The sequence below is a fragment of the Huintestinicola sp. genome (assembly GCF_050874005.1).
Taxonomy (GTDB): domain Bacteria; phylum Bacillota; class Clostridia; order Oscillospirales; family Ruminococcaceae; genus Huintestinicola.
The window spans coordinates 31,988-49,497 of the sequence record NZ_JBNMJV010000009.1 but is presented as its reverse complement, the minus strand read 5'-3'; the positions used below and the strand labels follow the sequence as shown (position 1 = coordinate 49,497).

Genomic DNA, 17,510 nt, shown 5'->3' with positions numbered 1-17,510 from the left:
CTTAAAGCACCGCTAAAAGCAGCTCTCTGAGAAGCTTGCAGGCGATCGCAGTTGAGGCTCCGCTCTGGTCGTAATGGGGGGAAAGCTCGTTTAAGTCTGCTCCCACGATATTAAGGCTTTCGCCTATCATAATGATCGCTTCAAGAAGCTGATTGTAGGTGGCTCCTCCTGCTTCGGGAGTGCCTGTTCCGCAGAAATATGCAGGGTCGAGAACGTCCATATCTATGGTGAGGTAGACGTTTTTGCCTTTAAGCTTTTCTATGACCGAGGGGAGCGCTTCAAAGGACACGCCTTTTATGCCTGTTTTGTACATTTCGGTGTGACCCTCCGCTGCAAAGCGGAACTCGTCCCTGTCGCCGCTTCTTATGCCGAACTGGAATATCCTTCCGTCTCCCACGATATCGTGGCAGCGGCGGATAACGCAGGCGTGAGAGAGCTTCTGTCCGAGGTAGTCTTCTCTCAGGTCGCAGTGGGCGTCAAAGTGGAGAAGATAGAGGTCGTTATATTTTTTTTGAACTGCTCTGAATGAGCCTAAGGTCACAAGGTGTTCGCCGCCAAGCATTACGGGGAGCTTTCCGGCGTCAAGTATCTCCTTTGTTCGCTCTTCGATATCCTCAAGGGCTTTTTCGGGTGAGCCGAAGCAAAGCTCAAGGTCTCCCGAGTCGAACACCTTTAAGTCAAGAAGGTCTTTATCCTGATAGGGGGAATATGTTTCTATCCCGAAGCTTTCGGAACGCATTGCGGAGGGTCCGAAGCGTGTTCCGGGACGAAATGACGTTGTGCTGTCAAAGGGTGCGCCGAATATTACCGCTTTTGCCTCCTCAAAAGGCGTATCGCAGGCAATGAATGAATTAGTTTGTGCAAGCATCCTCGAGAAGCTCCTTTACATAGTTTGGAATGGCAAAACAGCCCTTATGCAGGTCGGTGTTGTAATATTTTGTTTTTATTCCCAGCTCGTTCCATTTATCGGCGTCAAAGCTCAAGGGGTCAACAGTCTTTGAGGCAAAGCCAAAGAGCCAATGACCCGAGGGGTAGGTGGGAATATGAACCTGATATACCTTGCATATGGGGAAAAATTCTCTTATGCGCTTATGGGCTCTCTGCATTGCTTTGGCGTCCTCCTCGTAATAGGGGCTTTCGTGCTGATTTACGAGAATGCCGTTTTCGGTAAGTGCATTATAACAGTTGCCGTAGAATTCGCTGGTGAAAAGTCCTTCGCCGGGGCCGAAGGGGTCGGTGCTGTCAACGATTATCAGGTCATAGGTATTTTCTTTGGTGCGGACATATCTGAGTCCGTCCTCAAAATAGAGGTGTACTCTGGGGTCATCAAGTTTGCAGGCGGTCTGAGGAAGATATTCCTTGCATACGGTAACAACTTCCTCGTCAATTTCAACCATATCAATGTGCTCCACAGTCTTATAGCGGGTGAGCTCCCTTACGGTGCCGCCGTCGCCTGCTCCGATAACGAGAATCTTTTTTATGTCGGGATTTGAAGCCATTGCCACGTGGGTTATCATCTCGTGGTACATAAATTCGTCCTTTTCGGTCAGCATCATTAGTCCGTCAAGGGTTAGAAATCTGCCGAACTCGGGGCTGTCAAAGACGTCTATTCTCTGAAATTCACTCTGTCCGCTGTAAAGCTGCTTGTCTATTCTGATGGACATTTTTGCGCCTTTTGAATGATATTCGCTGAACCACAGCTCCATAAAATATTCCGCCTTTCTTTATAATCCTGCCTGATTACTTTTAATCCTGCCTGATAACTCTTATCTTCTCGATATTCATATCCTCGGTACCCGTCATAAAGCAGCCCCGTTTCTTGCTGTAGTCGATATTTTCGAGTATTTCGGGGGTTAGCAGCTCGCCTGGGGCGATTATGGGTATGCCCGGGGGATAACACATTACAAACTCACAGGATATCCGCCCTGCGCTTTCCATTATGGGCAGCACCTCCTGCTCGCCGTAAAAGGCTTCCTTGGGGGAGAGGATTATCTGAGGATTTATGTATTCGTGGTCAATTCGTCCTGCGCTGTCCTTGCCGAAGCGTCTTTTTATCTCTGAAAGGGCTGAAACAAGGCGCTCGATGTCCTTCCAGCGGTCGCCGGGGGAGATTATGGCAAGGACATTGCCGATATCGCCAAGCTCCATCTGAATATCGTAGGAGTCTCGGAGACGGTCGTATACTTCAATGCCTGCAAGTCCGATATCACGGGTATATATTGACAGCTTTGTTTTGTCAAAGGCGTAGATATCGTCTCCGTTTACAAGCTCGTCGGAGTAGGCGTAATAGCCGCCTATCTTGTTTATTTCTTCTCTTGCGTATTCCGCAGATTTGATTATCTGTGCGCAAAGCTCCTTGCCCTGAGTGGCATAGTATTTTCTTGCGATATCAAGGGAGGAAAGCAGGAGATATGAGCCGCTGGTGGTCTGGGTAAGGTTGATTATGGCTCTTACGTGACCCTCGGTAAGGTCGGTGTTCTTGCCCACAAGAAGAAAGCTGCTCTGGGTGAGAGAGCCGCCTGTTTTATGCATAGACACAGCCGCCATATCAGCCCCTGCAGCCATTGCGGATATGGGCATATTTTCACCGAAATAAAGGTGTGTGCCGTGTGCCTCGTCCGCAAGCACCTTCATTCCGTGGGAATGAGCAAGCTTTACTATGCTTTTAAGGTCGGAGCATATTCCGTAATAGGTGGGATTGTTGACAAAAACCGCCTTTGCATCGGGATTTTCGAGAATTGCCTTTTCCACGTCCTTTACGCCCATACCGAGGGGTATGCCGAGACGGCGGTTTACTCCGGGATTTACATAAACGGGCTTTACGCCGCTTATTATCATTGCGTTTATTGCGCTTCGGTGGACGTTTCGGGGAATGATTATCTTATCCCCCTCCTTGCAGACCGAAAGCACCATTGACTGCACCGAGGAAGTGGTGCCGTTTACCATAAAAAAGCAGAGACCTGCCCCGAATGCTTCGGCGGCAAGCCGCTCTGCGTCTCTTATCACCGAAACGGGGTGGCAGAGATTATCAAGGGGCTTCATTGAGTTTACGTCAACGTTCATACAGGTCTGCCCGAGAAACTCTGTAAGCATTGGGTTTCCCTTGCCGTGCTTGTGTCCCGGCACGTCAAAGGGAACCACTCTCGCTTCGTTGTATCTGTTAAGTGCTTCGTAAATAGGAGCTCTGTTCTGATCCAAGGTGATTACCCCCATTCATAAAATACCAATGATCAGAAGATATTCATTCCGCTGAATATCTCTATCATTTCACGTCTCAGAAGGTCGTTTATCTCAAGCCTGCGCTTAGGGGCAAGCTCGTAGGTGTCGGTGTTGAAAAGGTAATTCTGCAGGAAAATTTCCTTTATCATCATCTTTGTGTGGAAGATATTCGCCTGATAAACGTTTATATCTATAGCGTCGTACCTTTCAAGGGTCTCCTTGGCGATATAGTCCTGGATAGAGGTGATATCGTGGTCGATAAAGAGCTTTTTGCCCTTTTCGTCACGGGTAAAGCCTCTTACTCTGTAATCTATGGTGATGATATCCGAATCAAAGCTGCCGATAAGATAATCGAGAGATTTCAGAGGGGTGATCTCTCCGCAGGTGGAAACGTCAATATCCACTCTGAAGGTGGTTATTGCGTTATCGGGGTGAAATTCGGGATAGGTATGAACGGTAAGATGGCTCTTGTCAAGATGGCCTGCAATATCCTGTTTCTGGGGAACGCCTCTCATATTGCAGGACTCGTCCATATCCTCCTTGGAGATGTGTTCCTCGGAGATAAGGAGAGTTACCGACGCACCCTGCGGCTCGTAGTCCTGCTTGGATATATTCAGCACGTGTGCGCCGATGGCTTCGGTAACATCACAGAGTATCTTTGTGAGACGGTCGGAATTATACTGCTCGTCGATATACTTGATATAATCCTGCTGCTCCCTCGGACTCTTGGCATAGCAGATATCATATATATTAAAGCTTAAAGTTTTGGTAAGGTTATTAAACCCATAAAGCTTGAGCTTATCGTTCAACCCTAACATCACGTTCCTTTCGGAAATATTCTCCCGTTATTCCAAAAATGGGATAACAAAAGTTTGTACACTATTACACATTATATATAATAACCTTATTCGTCAAAAAAGTCAAGAGAATTGCAAAAAAAGTTTTGTGACTTCTCAAACGGAATATATAAATGTCTTTCGGAAATACTGCATACACGGCTTATTTTAAGCCGAAAATTTTTGGTAAAGGCTGGAATAAAATATGGCAAAGCAAGGTATGAGACGGTACAGCAGTAATGAAACGGAGCATAAAAACGGCACTCCGCCCGTTCCGGAGCTTTCGGGCAAGGCGAAAAGCGGCAGGGAAAGGGCAAATCCAATAATTGCGGGAACTCATTCCCCCGAGCTTAAGGTATACCACACTGTTCCTCACTCGAGGAACAATGTTCCTTACTCGAAAAAAAAGGCTGAGAAGCCCATTTCCTCGGTTTATTCTACGATAGACAACGATCTTGCAAGGGATAATCTGGAAAACGACATTACGGCAGCGGATCTGCAGGATATGTGATTTTTTGCGGGGCAGATGTTTTTGTCTGTCCCGTATTGTTTACATAAATTTTATTTTTAAGTTAATAAATTTTCCGTTTATCAAAATACGAAAAAATGTTATAATTATATAAATATGTAAAATCAAGGGAGAGGACAGCTTTGATCTCTGCGGAGGAAAAAAGACGGCAGATGCTCTGCGACCCTGTTGAACTTCTGGTGTGCCGGCTTGCCGTTCCGACTATTATTACAATGATGATAACCGCCTTTTACAATATGGCGGACACCTTTTTCGTGGGCAGGCTTGACACCGTTTCTACGGCGGCTGTGGGCATTGCTCTGCCCCTTATGAACATCATACAGGCGCTTGGATTTTTCTACGGTCACGGCTCGGGCAACTATATGTCCGGAAAGCTTGGAGCGGGGGACACACGTTCTGCGGCGGTAATGGGCGATACGGCGGCGGTGCTTTCTCTGCTGACGGGAACGGTCATTGCGGTATTCGGTCTTATTTTTGACAGAGAGCTGGCGGCTTTTCTCGGGGCGGACGAGATACTTATGGAAAGCACTCTTGAATACATTTCCGTACTGCTTATAGGTGTGCCCTTTCAGATGGCTTCATTTACTATGAACAATCAGCTTCGTTTTCAAGGCAGCGCTTTTTACGGTATGATAGGTATGGCAGGCGGCTCGGTGCTGAATGTTATTCTTGACCCCATTTTCATTTCTGTTCTGGGAATGAAGGTTCGGGGGGCGGCGCTTGCTACGGTCATAAGTCAGATGGTCTCCTTTGTTATACTTCTTAAAATGAGCGGCAGGCTTCAGCTTAAAATGCCCCTTTTCAAGCCCTCTGAGGAGATAATCAAGGCTTTGTTCAGATTCGGCTCGCCCTCACTTTTCAGGCAGGGCATAATGAGCGTTGCTTCCGTATGTCTGAGCCGTGCGGCGGTAGTGTACGGTCCTGCTGCGATCGCAGCTATTTCGGTGGTGAACAGGATAGTTATGCTGGGCGGATCGGTGGTCATCGGCTTCGGGCAGGGATTTCAGCCCGTTTGCGGATTTAACAGCGGCGCAGGTCAGTTCGGACGGGTCAGAAAGGTCTATCTTTTCTGCATAAAGGTCTCTACATTGTTTATGGCGGTGTTCGGTGCGGTGGTGTATGCATTTGCGCCTCAGCTTATCCGTTTTTTCAGAGACGACCCTGAAGTAGTTCAGGCAGGAACTGATATACTGCGTTTTCAATGTCTTACGGCTCCGCTGCAGGGCGTATGTGTTATGACAAATATGATAATGCAGAATATGGGCAGGACGGTGCGTGCAACTATACTTGCAATTGCAAGACAGGGGCTTTTCTTTATCCCTCTATTGTATATACTGTCGGCGGCTTTCGGCTTCTTCGGCATACAGATAACTCAGGCGGCGGCAGATGTGCTGAGTGCGGCGGTCTCCATACCCATTGCTGTTATGGTGTCAAGGGAGCTTTCGGAGAAGGAGAAAAATGCTTTGATTTAAAGGAGACGTGCTATGGACAGATATTTGTTATTTAAAGAATGTTTTCCTCAGATACCTCTTTGCCGTGACGCATTTGAGAAGCTTTGCGGCGGCTGTGAAGCTATAGAGGACGGGGACAGGGGATTTGCTTTGATAAAGGAAAACGAGCTTCGGCTTGTATGCGTTCCGGAAAATTTTCGCAGGCAGGGAATAGGAACGGGACTTGTCCGCAGAGCGGAGGAGATAATTCAAAGCAGGGGATATGACAGAATTTTTGCGGGCGGGTTTTCTTCGGGGCTTTTTATCGGTGTTCCCACAGAGAGTATTGACGCTCCCTGTCCCTTCTGGGAAAGGCTTGGATATTTAAAAACGGGTGGCTGTGCGGAAATGAAGAGGAGTCTTTCGGATTTTTGCTCCGCAGATTACGATATTCCCGTTCCCGAGGGTGTGGAATTTCGTATATGTCCGGTATGTCCAGAGCTGAAAGCGGCGGTGACGGCTGTTGACGTGGACTGGGTGCAGTATTTTGACGGTTGCGAGGTCTTCTGCGGTTATCTAAACGGTGAAATTGCTTCGTTCTGCATTTTAGGAGATGATGAGACCTGTCTTATTTCGGACGGCAGAAGAACGGGCAGCGTGGGCTGTGTGGGTACAGTTCCGAAGTTCAGAAAACAGGGCATAGGACTTAAAATGGTGGCTCTTGCAATGGAAGAGCTAAAAAATAGAGGCTGTGAAGGCTGCTTTATTCACTATACACATTTATATAACTGGTATGCGAAATTAGGGTGCGAGGTCTTTTTATGGGAAATTTTTTCGGAAAAGCCGCTCTGACGGTTTTGTCGGTCATTGCAGTTATTTCGGCGGGTTGTACTGTTTACGGCTATGGCGGAGTTTGGGGAAATACGGGGAATATCCTTGAGGACGAGGAAGTTCCTCAAGAGACCGAAGCGCCTGCTGCCGAAACAGAGCCTGTTCAGAAAAATATTACAGCGGAGCAGACAACTCCTGCAGGATATGTGTCACCCCTGAGCGTCTCCGGAGACGGTGCAGATAAGTCTGAAAAAAACGAAAAGCAGCATTCGGATAACAAAAAGAAAAAATCCGAAAAGATAGTTGACAACACCGACCCGGAATATTCCTATAATGATATGTGTGAGGATATAGACAAGCTTATTGTGGCTTATCCCAAGCTTGTGAGAGCAGAAGTCATCGGAACTACCGCAGATAAGAGAAAGATTTACGATATTATTATAGGCAGCGATAAGGCTGACAAGCAGATCGTTATCCAGGCAGGCTGCCACGGAAGGGAATATATGACCTGTCTGCTGGTGATGGATATGGCGGAGTATTATTTGCAGGGATATAACAGAAAATCTTATAATGGAAAGCTTTTCTCCGATTATTTTGAGGACTTTCAGGTACATATTGTCCCAATGCTAAATCCCGACGGAGTAACTATAAGCCAGTTCGGCGCAAAGGGACTGAGAAATCCGCAGCTGAGAAAAAATGTGGCTGTAATGTACAAAAATGCGGTGACATACGGTTATACCGCTTATTCCGAAGAACTATACTATGAAAGATGGAAAGCCAATGCTCACGGTGTTGACATCAATCGCAACTTTAACGGAAAATGGGGAATAGCAGAGGAGCTTAAATGCGCCTCGGGCTGGGGATATAAGGGAAAATCGCCCGAGTCCGAGGCTGAAAGCAAGGCAATAACAAAGCTTATCGGTTCGCTCTCAGATCCCGTAACGGTGATAAGCTATCACGCAACAGGCTCGTTAGTATGGTGGGATTACGCTCAGCAGGGAAATTTCCGAAGCAGGTGCTATGCCGAAGCAAAGCTTATATCCGATATGACGGGGTACAAGCTTAATCCTTATGACAAGACCTCATGTGCGGGGCTTTGTGACAGGATAATCGCAAAGGGCGGCGGAAAAACAGTTCCTATCCTTATTGAGATAGGCAAGGGCGAGTGCCCCCTTGATATTTCCGAATATCCCGAGATATTCAGGAAAAATTACAGGCTTGTTCCTGTGCTGATGGATATGTACGAATAATCATTATGCCGAAAATATCTTAAAATATTTGTGACAAATAACGAAAAATGATTTGATGTATGAAAAAATGCTAAAAGATATTTACAATTTTTTGGACTTGTGGTAAAATTAAACTATAACTATGCAGGGACACGGCAAAGCTTTGTTCAATCCGCAGAAGAAGGGAATGTCCGCCGAAATGAAGATAAGATTTAAGCTTGCAGGGTTTATGCTTATTATACTTATCATACCAATGATCGTGGTTTCTGCGGTATACTCTTCAAGGTCTGCAAAGGCGGTAGTCAACAGTCAGATAAGCTCTCTCGAGATAATAAACGGGGACAGGGCTGCATATCTGAATGAATTTCTCGGAAATCTCATCATATCCCAGAAAGGCTTCACCTCCGACAACGGTGTAAGGGAATTTGCGGAGCACGAATATTACGGCGCACACTCAGATGAAGAACTTGACTATGTAAATGAGCTTATCCGAGATACTGTCCTCCGGAACAGCGCTGTTACCGATATGTTTGTTGTAAGCGACAACGGAACGATACTTGCAGCTTACAACAAGGATAAGATCGGTCAGTTTGATGAAAATGCTGCCGACTATATCTCATTCTCGGGCACAAACAGCGGAATATCGGCTATATATCCTCCCTCTGCTGCAGATAAATGCTATTTTTATGCCTGCCGCCGGGTATATACGCCCAAAAATAAAAAGGTCGGTGTGGCGGTCCAGAAGGTGAGCCTTGAGGAAGCGGCAGATATGCTGAAGATCACAGGCTACAGCAATTTTGCTGTTTCGCTTATTGTGGATTCAAGCGGAAAATATATTTCGGGCAGCGTAAGCAATCCCAGAAAGCTTGAGGACGTTGTGGAATACCGTACAATAGCCGAAAGTATTCCTGAAGCAATACCGTATTACGGCGAAACAAACGGCAGCGCTACGGTGGTAAAGGAAACAGAGGGCTGCTACGTTTTCGGAACTCCGATTTACAACGGGGGCTGGAGTGTTGTAAGTATGTTTGAGTCTGAGGTCGCCGAAAAGGCTGCTGCTTCTTCCATATCCGGCGTTCAGGCGGCAGTCATTGCCATTACAATAATTGCGGCGGCAGCGATAATCTTTGTCTGCTATGTATTTACCGAACCTATCAAAAAGCTTATCAGCGTAATTTCTCAGAAAAACAAGGGCGATGTAAACGTTCGCCTTGATCTTGACTCCAATGATGAATTCGGTCAGATTAGCACCGAGTTCAATGCAATGTTTGACAGCATTTTCGAGAGCGAGCAGCGTTACAGGACCGTTGTTTCGATGATGGATAACGTGGTTTTTGAGATAAACCTCAAGACCTTCAAGGTCTATGTATCAGATAATTTCAATCAGAAGTTCAGCTACCGTGCAAAGGACGATTCCATAGGAGAGAGCTTCCTCTACAAAATGAAAATTCACAAGGACGATATGAAGCGTTACAAGGACGATCTTGACGCCATTGTTTCTTCTCAGGGAGACAAGTGGGAAGGCGAGTACCGTATGAAAAATCTCTACGGGGATTTCTCGTGGATAAGAGTCAAGGGAAAAAAATTCTTTGACAGGACAGGCGCTCCTTCAAAGATAATCGGTCTGCTTGTGGATATCGACAAGGAGAAAAAGAGCGCTATCACTCTTATTCAGAAGGCAAGTTTTGACGCTCTTACCCAGCTTTATAACCGTCCTACGTTCCTGCGTACTCTTGACGAGGAGATGAACGAGTCCTTTTCACGAAGAAGTCTTGACGCACTTATGTTCATAGACCTGGATGATTTCAAGCATTTTAATGATGAGTATGGTCATAAGTGCGGCGATGAGGTGCTTAAATTTGTGGCTGATACCATTAAGGAGGTCACCTACGAGCGAGGCTTCGGAGGACGTCTGGGCGGTGACGAATTTGTTATGTGTCTCACAAATCTTACCCTTATCGGAGACGCTGGAAAGGCTGCGGCAGAGGTTATCAGTATTCTGAACGAGGGATTTGTTTCCGAGTCTACCGAGCTGCATTTCAATATCCATTGCAGTATTGGAATTGCATTTTTCCGTGAAAACGGTTCTAATTCCGCTGAGCTTCTTGAAGCGGCAGACGGGGCTATGTATAAGATCAAAAAGAGCGGAAAATCAAATTTCGCTTATGCGGGCAGCGAGACAAGGATCGACATTGTGGAAACTAATGCCACCTTTGACAGCACATTTTAAACTATAATACAAAACGGAGCCATTCACAAAGAATGACTCCGTTTTTTTATAGGCTAAAGCTTAGCCGTTGAGACCCTGCTTGTAGTTGTCGATCATTTTCTTACAGATGTGTCCCGAACGACAACCGTTTATATTACGTCCCCTGACATAGGTAACATCACGGTTTGCGCCTGTTTTCAGCTTGATTTCCAGCTTCATACATTCCTCATTCCGGGGAATGACGTTTATCCTGTCGATTATCGTGAGCACCATTTCGTCCACTTCTTCACGTGTCATATCTCTGTCGGGGCTGTACATTTCCTTGAAGTATTTCTCGATTTTTTCAAGCTCACGGACATAATCGTCCGATTCGGCTGCCTTTTTCTCTATGGCATATATTTCTTCTTCAAGATCGTTGATAGTGATATTGGAAGCGTCGTTTCTCTCTTTGAACTCCGCCTTGGTGATAAGATCCTCGGTGTATGCGTCAAGGAGCTTTTCTCGCTTGGCTTTTTCCTTTTCAAGCCTTGCTCTGAGGGAGTCAAGCTCTTTTTGTGTGGTTGAAGATGTGTCAGCTTCACGATAGATTTTGAGGAAGGTATCAACATAGTCCTCGATATTTTCGGCAATGTCCTTGAAATGCTCGGAAAGCATCTGATAAAGGTCTGATTCCAGAATTGAAAAGGAGGCACAGGCTTTTGCACCAAAGCGGCGTTTTTCGCTGCATATCCACTGATATATGGGCTTGCCCTTGGAAACGCTGTTTGAATAGCTTGTCCGCCAGTAGGCTTTGTCATCGGCGGCACAGAATATTTTCCCCGTAAAAACGCTCTTGTCTTTCAGGGAACGCTCACGGGATTTTACTACGGCACTTCTTGCCTTAAATATCTCGTTGCATTTATCCCAAAGCTCCTCGCTGACGATTGCGGGGACTATCTCGCCCGTTTCGTCCTTGTACATTACCCATTCGTCCTCGGGGAGAAAACGCTGCTCCTTGGTGCGGTAGTCGATTATTTTTACCTTGTTGCCGCAGTAGTAGCCTTTGTATTTGGGATTCTGGATTATGCCCGAAATGGTGTTGTGGTGTATCCGTGTGCCGTTTCGTCCACGGTAGCCTTTGTTGTACAATATATCCTCTATCTTGCGGACGCTGTATTTGCCTGTGGCATATTCCTCGAATATCAGGCGTACCATTTCGGCTTCGCTTTCGTTTATGACAAGCTTGCAGTCCTTTTTGTCATAGCCGAAAATGCGGTTATTTCCCATAACATTGCCGCTCTCAATAGCACGCTTATGCCCCCAGCGGACACGCTCGGACAGCTTGCGGACTTCATCTGCGGCGATACTTGACATTATTGTGAGACGCAGCTCGCTGTCGGTGTCGATGGTGCAGATATTATCGTTCTGAAAGAAAACGCCGACTCCTGCTCGGAGCAGCTCACGGGTATATGTCAAGCTGTCGATAGTGTTACGGGCAAATCGGCTGACCTCTTTGGTAAGAACAAGGTCAAACACTCCTGCCTTGCCGTCCTCGATCATTCGCATAAAGTTGACTCGGTTTACGGCGTACTCTCCTCGTACACGGTCAACATAGCCCTCGACATAGGTCCAGTTTTTGTTATTCTTTATAAAATCCGTGAAATAGGTTATCTGATTTTCTATAGAGTTTTCCTGTTCCTCTTTTGTGGTGGAAACACGGGCGTAAAAGGTCACTCTCAGTTTAAGGTCAAAGATGTTTTTCTGCTCGTATTTCATTTTGTTGGCGGCTTCGTATATATCCATAAGGAACCTCCTGTATGTATCATAGGTTATATTTTGATGTTACCATACCAAACGCTTTTTGTCAAGACGTTTCGTATGTTTTTGTGAAAAAAGGGCAGGATAGCTCCTGCCCATTATTACGCCGCCAGCTTTTCGATCATTGCGATCATTTTGTTGCATTTGGCGAGACTGATTTTACCCTGCTTGTGGAGTATCATCGTCCAGGCTTTGAGGGTAAGCTTTTTCAGATAGAGCTTATCCGCTTTTTCTTCTGTTGTCATAAATATACCTCCTGAGGTTATTTTTCTCTGTTTTGGAAAATATATTCCGGGATTCAGAGTAATATATTTTGAACATTTTTCCTCACCTCAATCTGATAATATATAAATATATCTTTACTTAATACGAAAGCAAGAATAAAAATCTGCTATCTTTAAATCGTAATCTCGTTGCAGCTCATAATGGAATCGAAACTCTTATATACGGCATAGACTGCCAAAATTAACGATATATATCAATTTCAGATTCAAGCTCACGCTGCAGCTCCGCCTGACGAGAACGTTCCTGATTTCGTTTCCTTATTAAACGATTTTCATCGCCTGCTTCTGTATGTTCTCCACGCAGTTCCTTCTGCCAGTCAATTAAGGAAAGGTGTTTTACAGGTTCACGGTCGATACCTTGCTTTTCAAGCGTTTCGTGGCTGACACGTATGTCCAGACCATTTCGCTCATAGGCTCTGTTTTGTACATCAGCCCAATGCTCACGCCAGTGCATTATGTAAATGGGCTTGTCATATTCACGGAACTTCTTTTTGCTGAAACCGTCAGCATCAATTGTTCTGGTTGATACAACAATGTGTACATGCGGATTATTCCTCGATGGGTCAAAGATATCCTCACCCCTATGAATTGCGGCAATTGAACATAGATTGTGTTCCGTAAAATTTGGTTTTACGAATTCGCTTACAATACGTATCCAATCGCCAATTGATAATTCATTGGGCAGAGAACCGATAAAGCAGCGGGCAGTACGGGCATCTCTGCGGTGTTCTGCCTCTTCAAGCTTTGTACATATGGTCTGCATGTCGTTATACTCATCGGGAACACCATGCGGCAGGTATATGTTGGAATAGACCACATCATGCCTTTCGTTGTAGCAGTGCTCTCCTTTGTAGCTGTCGTATAACCGCTTTCCGCTTATGTAGCTGCACCGTCTGGTCACTGATCCATTTTTTCGGTTGATGATACTTGCATCAAAGTAGTAGTTTGCCATTGTAATCATTCCTTTCTGTAGATATATTGGAAGGCGGTGACCAAATCTTAAAAACAGTTTAGTATTCGTGCTGCTTCCGATTTGGTCGGCACCTCTCAAATCAGTTATTGTCCATCTACACATTCAGGTGAGGACTCAAAAAATTCCGCCACCAATTCGTCCAGATGGATCTTCTCTGAAATCTTGTCAAGAAATTCACTTTCAACCGACAAGGCTGACAGAAAAGTATCTAAAGGATCAATTTTGTGAGGTTTCCCATCACTTGTATCCCTTGGGCAGAGTTCCATCACCATATGAGTCTGCGAAAAAAGCATTGTTTGACAGGTTGAACAAGACAAATGAAAAAATCGGGAAGCTTCAGGAAGAAAATGATACCCTTTTCAAGAGAATATCTACCGTAACAGGCATTGAAGAAATTGAAGCTGCTACACATCAGAGAGAAGATAACGAAAAACTCAGAGATTCCAACCGTGAAAAGATAGGCAAGTATAAGGAACAGCTGGAGTCTATGAGGAAAAAGCTGCAGGAGAAAAACAAGGAGTATTCCGATGCTCTGGCAGCAAATCAAGCGTGCAAGGAAATCAGAGAAAAATACGAATTTGTTCAGAGAGCAAAGGATCTGCTTGTAAAAATCAAAAATGGAATAGTAACCGATATAACAACACAGCTTGAGGGCAAGACAATGGAGCTGTTTGATGCGCTGATATGGAAAAAGGGTACATACGGCAGGGTAGAACTTGATGCAAATTTCAGATTGAAGCTGTATCATAAGATTACAATGTCATCGTGCCTTAACAGCTGTTCGGCAGCGGAAAAGGAACTACTTGCACTTGCTTTTACTCTTGCTGTTCACGAGGTTTCGGGTTATGATAATCTCCTTTTCATTGACACTCCCGTTGGACGTGTATCTGATGAAAACAGAGAGAATTTTGCTCGGGTGCTGCTTGATATAAGCAAGAAAAAGCAGATTATTCTTGCGTTTACACCCTCTGAGTATTCGGATGAAATAAAATCGGTACTGAATGACAGTACAGCATCGACTGTATCAAAGCTTGTTACAGACGAGATAACTACAGAAATGAGGTGATCTGATGGCTGACAGACTTTCAATCGGAACTCAGTACAAGGATCTGATAGAAGATTTTGACAGGGTGGATCTGCTTAATATGAAAACAAACGGAGAAAGAGCGGATATTTTTATGATAGCTCTTGCTCTCGGAGTGAACAAGGGAGAGAGAACACCTTCAAAGGCAAAACTTGGATTTATCCTTGAAAACTCTGCCAAAGGCAAGGATTCGTTAATGTCGTTCATTTATTCCGTGGCTGTTGATGAACTTCGCAAAAGCGGTCAGGAAAATCAGATCACCGATACAAATGTTGTATATGGTATTGCAGAAGAATATGCAAACACGGGATTTGAAATAATTAAGCAGATGATTCCCGATTTCAATAAATATGACGAGGAAGAGTTTATGTTTGCTTTGATTGAGATGATGGACGAGTTTGTTTAAAAAAGGTATATGGCAACCTCTAAAAACCCCTATACAAAGCAGGAGAAAAATGGTATAATACCGTAACCATTTCTGCTGTTGCCGGAGTTGTTTTCGAGGACAGAATTTTTCTCATAACCGAGATGCTCGTCCATCTCTGCTTCAAGCATCTGCTCGATAGTTCCGGCGAATAATCGCTTTAATTTTGCCTGAATATCTCCTGTGCTTTCGCAATCTGCCATGAGAAGCTTTACAAGCTCCATTTCCTTTTCGCTTAAACCGTGATTTCTGTTTGCCATAATTCTTTACCTCCAAATTTCTTTGTGGGTATTATTGGCATTTACACAGTTGGATATTCAGCCTCCTTGAAAACCTCAGATGGGGTTCTGTTGACCGTATCGAGTCGAAGAATATACCCGTTCACGGAGATTATGAATTTGAGATAGTATGATATAAGGACATGGATTTGTCTCCCATTTGTCTCCCAAATCTGAAACAACGTAGAATAGACGCTTTAACGCTATGAATGATTATAGTAAGATACACAGAAAAATGTGATTTCGGTATGGGCAACAATACTATGGTTGGCGTTACTGTTTTTTTATTACGTATGAAGAAACTATGAAGGCAAAGCAAATCATATTGATATGTTGTTTGATGCTTACCATAATAAAAACTGCCATTTCAGCTAAAAAAAATCAAAATCCCAATAAAAAGAAAAATGCCCGAAACCCTGCATACAACAGGGTTTCAAGGCATTAACTTAAATTGATAATTTCGGCGAACCAAAACATACAAAGTTAATCTAGTTTGGTCATCAGAGATTTGTAGTGCATTTACACGGTTTCGTTTTCAGATCCCATTTTTCATTCTTTTGCTTTTATTTGATTCATGTATAATTTCTTCTGAGCCAAAATATCCTGTCTGACTTCTGAATACATCAATCATTTTATACCCTTCAATTTTACACTGCGGGCATGGATTCTTTAGTGTCTGGATTAGTCCAAGTTTATATGGACACTTGTTGCAAGGAGGAATATTTTTCATTTATGTTTCACCTCTATTGAATAAATATAGCATGAATGGGAGAGCAGGTGCTCTCCCATTCAAAGTTTGCTCTGTCACCCTTCATAGCCTTTAGGATATGGACTGCTATTAGTTTTTTTGATCTTTACAGCCATGATCTCTCTGTGACAAGCACGGAGCTGGTCACGGATATACTCCAGCTCTTCACGCCTATGCGGAACAATATACTTTTCAGAACCATGTCTAAGCAGATCAATATACCATTCAACAGTTTTAAGCTTGCTGAGGCAATAGCTGGATATCATCTGCTTATCGTTGTAATCCTTGATAGCCTCTGTTTCAATCTGAATGTAGGAAACAAGATCACCGGGAATTCTCGGAAGTTTCTTTGGACCAAATAACATATCTAACATCTCCTTAATTAATATTCTCCGTTTTTTCTTTCACTAAGTATTTTGTCTATTGCAATTAACCTGATTTCAGCTTCAACTTCAGTTAATTCCTGACATCTGAAGGACTCATTCCCATAATTGGCTCTGCCATTAATAACATTCGTGCGTTCCAATTTCAAGATAGAACTTGGTAATCCAGAGTATTCGCTCATATAGTGATTAATTTGACATTCACGTTCTCGGACTATTCTGGAAATTGCTGTTTTTTTCAAACTGTAATTGGGATCATTTTTGGGCTTAAGCAGAGAAAGTTTTTTATTTAGCTGCCTTAATGTGAATCCCTCATATGTTTCTTTTTTTTCATCAATCTTCCTTTCAGTTTTTTCTCGTTTCTTTTCTATATTTTCCATTTCTTTCATCATTGCATCCATTACTTGTGGGGAATATTCTTCAAATTTGGAATATGCTTTTTCTAGTATATCAAATAGTCCCATACTTTATATCACCACAACTCACTTACATAAGTTTTTTGGCTTGGCTATTTGGCTCAAAAAATCTTGTGCAACCATAAGAAGCAGGGTGCTCAGAACCATGTAAACATTTGCCCTTAGCGGATGCTTCAAATTCATAACCAACCATAGTACTTATAAACCTTAATTCTGTATTTCCCATCCAATTCGTACAGAAAATACAATTTTTATGATTTTTGGGATGTAATCTCATCTTTGACATTTCACATTTCTCCTTTACCATCATTTTCATTTTTACGCTTGCTGAGTATACCCTCAATGAATTTAATGGTATATCCACCCGCACGGGCAATCTTAGCACGTTCACGTCTGTCGGTTGTCTGCTTGGCAAGGTCGGCTATGTATTCCGCACGGTACATTCTCATAGGACATTCAATCTTGTCCCCTCGGAAATGCTTGAACAGCTTCAGCATAGCTTCTTTGCCCAGAAGTTCGTAAAGATCGAGATAGCTGTCATTAAGCGCATCATCTTCGTGACCTTCAACGCCAAGTGCTTCATAGATACCGGTTTCATCAAGGTTGTCTAAATCGATATTCGTGGTCGTTCACTCCCTTCAACATAATTTTACATAATTCGGCAGAATATATCAATTCTTATTCCACCCCATAAAAGGTTCCTTTTTTAGTTCCTTAAAAAGGATATATTTATGGAAATAAAAGAACACATCATACCGTTCCGCCAATCGGCAGAATGGTATGATGTGATTAAGCATTGATACATAATAAAAATATATAAATGAAACATTATGAAATTCG

The 17,510-nt window shown here is 43.9% G+C and carries 19 protein-coding genes and 1 pseudogene; 8 read left to right on the top strand and 12 right to left on the bottom strand.

The features are described from left to right. Window position 1: 1 nt before the first annotated feature. The 4 genes from speB to speD are packed head-to-tail and all read right to left on the bottom strand — an operon-like array spanning window position 2 to window position 4,040. Complete coding sequence (gene speB / locus ACR0QN_RS04885) at window positions 2–868, bottom strand: agmatinase (protein WP_432650075.1); 867 nt, start codon at window positions 866–868, stop codon at window positions 2–4. Beyond that, the gene (gene speE, locus ACR0QN_RS04880) at window positions 852–1,706 is read right to left on the bottom strand and encodes a polyamine aminopropyltransferase (RefSeq protein ID WP_432650074.1); all 855 of its coding nucleotides are present in this window, start codon (window positions 1,704–1,706) and stop codon (window positions 852–854) included. Before speE ends, speB begins: the two co-directional genes overlap by 17 nt. 40 nt (window positions 1,707–1,746) lie before the next feature. Next, window positions 1,747–3,213, bottom strand: coding sequence for an aminotransferase class I/II-fold pyridoxal phosphate-dependent enzyme (locus ACR0QN_RS04875; protein ID WP_432650073.1), 1,467 nt, complete (start codon window positions 3,211–3,213; stop codon window positions 1,747–1,749). A gap of 17 nt (window positions 3,214–3,230) precedes the next feature. Further along, a complete protein-coding gene (gene speD, locus ACR0QN_RS04870) occupies window positions 3,231–4,040 on the bottom strand; it encodes an adenosylmethionine decarboxylase (protein ID WP_432650072.1) in 810 nt (269 codons plus the stop codon). A gap of 220 nt (window positions 4,041–4,260) precedes the next feature. Here speD and ACR0QN_RS04865 point away from each other — a divergent pair, with 220 nt between their 5' ends. From ACR0QN_RS04865 to ACR0QN_RS04845, 5 genes are all read left to right on the top strand, one after another. Then, on the top strand, window positions 4,261–4,566 hold the full coding sequence (locus ACR0QN_RS04865) for a hypothetical protein (protein ID WP_432650071.1): 306 nt from the start codon (window positions 4,261–4,263) through the stop codon (window positions 4,564–4,566). Between the two features lie 140 nt (window positions 4,567–4,706). Next, window positions 4,707–6,056, top strand: a complete 1,350-nt coding sequence (locus ACR0QN_RS04860; RefSeq protein ID WP_432650070.1) for an MATE family efflux transporter — start codon at window positions 4,707–4,709, stop codon at window positions 6,054–6,056. A 12-nt stretch (window positions 6,057–6,068) separates the two neighbouring features. Further along, window positions 6,069–6,866 (top strand): GNAT family N-acetyltransferase, encoded by a 798-nt coding sequence (locus tag ACR0QN_RS04855; RefSeq protein ID WP_432650069.1) that lies wholly within the window; start codon window positions 6,069–6,071, stop codon window positions 6,864–6,866. After that, window positions 6,836–8,095 carry a M14 family zinc carboxypeptidase gene (locus tag ACR0QN_RS04850; RefSeq protein WP_432650068.1) on the top strand — a complete coding sequence of 420 codons (1,260 nt, stop codon included), beginning with the start codon at window positions 6,836–6,838 and terminating at the stop codon, window positions 8,093–8,095. The genes ACR0QN_RS04855 and ACR0QN_RS04850 overlap by 31 nt, the downstream gene beginning before the upstream one ends. Window positions 8,096–8,273: 178 nt before the next feature. Further along, window positions 8,274–10,304: a diguanylate cyclase domain-containing protein gene (locus ACR0QN_RS04845; protein ID WP_432650067.1), complete on the top strand. Its 2,031-nt coding sequence runs from the start codon at window positions 8,274–8,276 to the stop codon at window positions 10,302–10,304. A 60-nt stretch (window positions 10,305–10,364) separates the two neighbouring features. Here the strand turns inward: ACR0QN_RS04845 and ACR0QN_RS04840 are convergent, their stop codons facing one another. The 3 genes from ACR0QN_RS04840 to ACR0QN_RS04830 all read right to left on the bottom strand — a co-directional run bounded on the left by ACR0QN_RS04840 (window position 10,365) and on the right by ACR0QN_RS04830 (window position 13,316). After that, window positions 10,365–12,065 (bottom strand): recombinase family protein, encoded by a 1,701-nt coding sequence (locus ACR0QN_RS04840; RefSeq protein ID WP_432650066.1) that lies wholly within the window; start codon window positions 12,063–12,065, stop codon window positions 10,365–10,367. Window positions 12,066–12,181: 116 nt separating this feature from the next. After that, on the bottom strand, window positions 12,182–12,325 hold the full coding sequence (locus ACR0QN_RS04835; RefSeq protein WP_178726174.1) for a hypothetical protein: 144 nt from the start codon (window positions 12,323–12,325) through the stop codon (window positions 12,182–12,184). Window positions 12,326–12,545: 220 nt separating this feature from the next. Beyond that, complete coding sequence (locus tag ACR0QN_RS04830; RefSeq protein WP_432650065.1) at window positions 12,546–13,316, bottom strand: MobA/MobL family protein; 771 nt, start codon at window positions 13,314–13,316, stop codon at window positions 12,546–12,548. Window positions 13,317–13,641: 325 nt separating this feature from the next. Between ACR0QN_RS04830 and ACR0QN_RS04825 the strand changes: the two genes are divergently transcribed. Next, the gene (locus ACR0QN_RS04825; RefSeq protein WP_432650064.1) at window positions 13,642–14,403 is read left to right on the top strand and encodes a hypothetical protein; all 762 of its coding nucleotides are present in this window, start codon (window positions 13,642–13,644) and stop codon (window positions 14,401–14,403) included. A 4-nt stretch (window positions 14,404–14,407) separates the two neighbouring features. After that, a complete protein-coding gene (locus ACR0QN_RS04820; RefSeq protein ID WP_432650063.1) occupies window positions 14,408–14,827 on the top strand; it encodes a hypothetical protein in 420 nt (139 codons plus the stop codon). 62 nt (window positions 14,828–14,889) lie between these two features. On the opposite strand, the pseudogene ACR0QN_RS04815 reads toward ACR0QN_RS04820, so the two are convergent. The 5 genes and pseudogenes from ACR0QN_RS04815 to ACR0QN_RS04795 all read right to left on the bottom strand — a co-directional run. After that, window positions 14,890–15,069, bottom strand: a pseudogene (locus tag ACR0QN_RS04815) (transposase); the annotation flags it as partial. Between the two features lie 589 nt (window positions 15,070–15,658). Next, window positions 15,659–15,853: a hypothetical protein gene (locus ACR0QN_RS04810; protein ID WP_432650062.1), complete on the bottom strand. Its 195-nt coding sequence runs from the start codon at window positions 15,851–15,853 to the stop codon at window positions 15,659–15,661. 74 nt (window positions 15,854–15,927) lie between these two features. Beyond that, entirely contained in the window at window positions 15,928–16,236 is a 309-nt protein-coding gene (locus ACR0QN_RS04805; RefSeq protein ID WP_432650061.1) for a hypothetical protein, read from the bottom strand. 17 nt (window positions 16,237–16,253) lie between these two features. After that, complete coding sequence (locus ACR0QN_RS04800) at window positions 16,254–16,718, bottom strand: hypothetical protein (protein WP_432650060.1); 465 nt, start codon at window positions 16,716–16,718, stop codon at window positions 16,254–16,256. A gap of 239 nt (window positions 16,719–16,957) precedes the next feature. Then, entirely contained in the window at window positions 16,958–17,167 is a 210-nt protein-coding gene (locus ACR0QN_RS04795; RefSeq protein ID WP_432650059.1) for a hypothetical protein, read from the bottom strand. Between ACR0QN_RS04795 and ACR0QN_RS04790 the strand changes: the two genes are divergently transcribed. Then, the gene (locus tag ACR0QN_RS04790; protein ID WP_432650058.1) at window positions 17,147–17,281 is read left to right on the top strand and encodes a hypothetical protein; all 135 of its coding nucleotides are present in this window, start codon (window positions 17,147–17,149) and stop codon (window positions 17,279–17,281) included. The two genes, ACR0QN_RS04795 and ACR0QN_RS04790, sit on opposite strands and share 21 nt — an antisense overlap. Window positions 17,282–17,510: the final 229 nt, after the last annotated feature.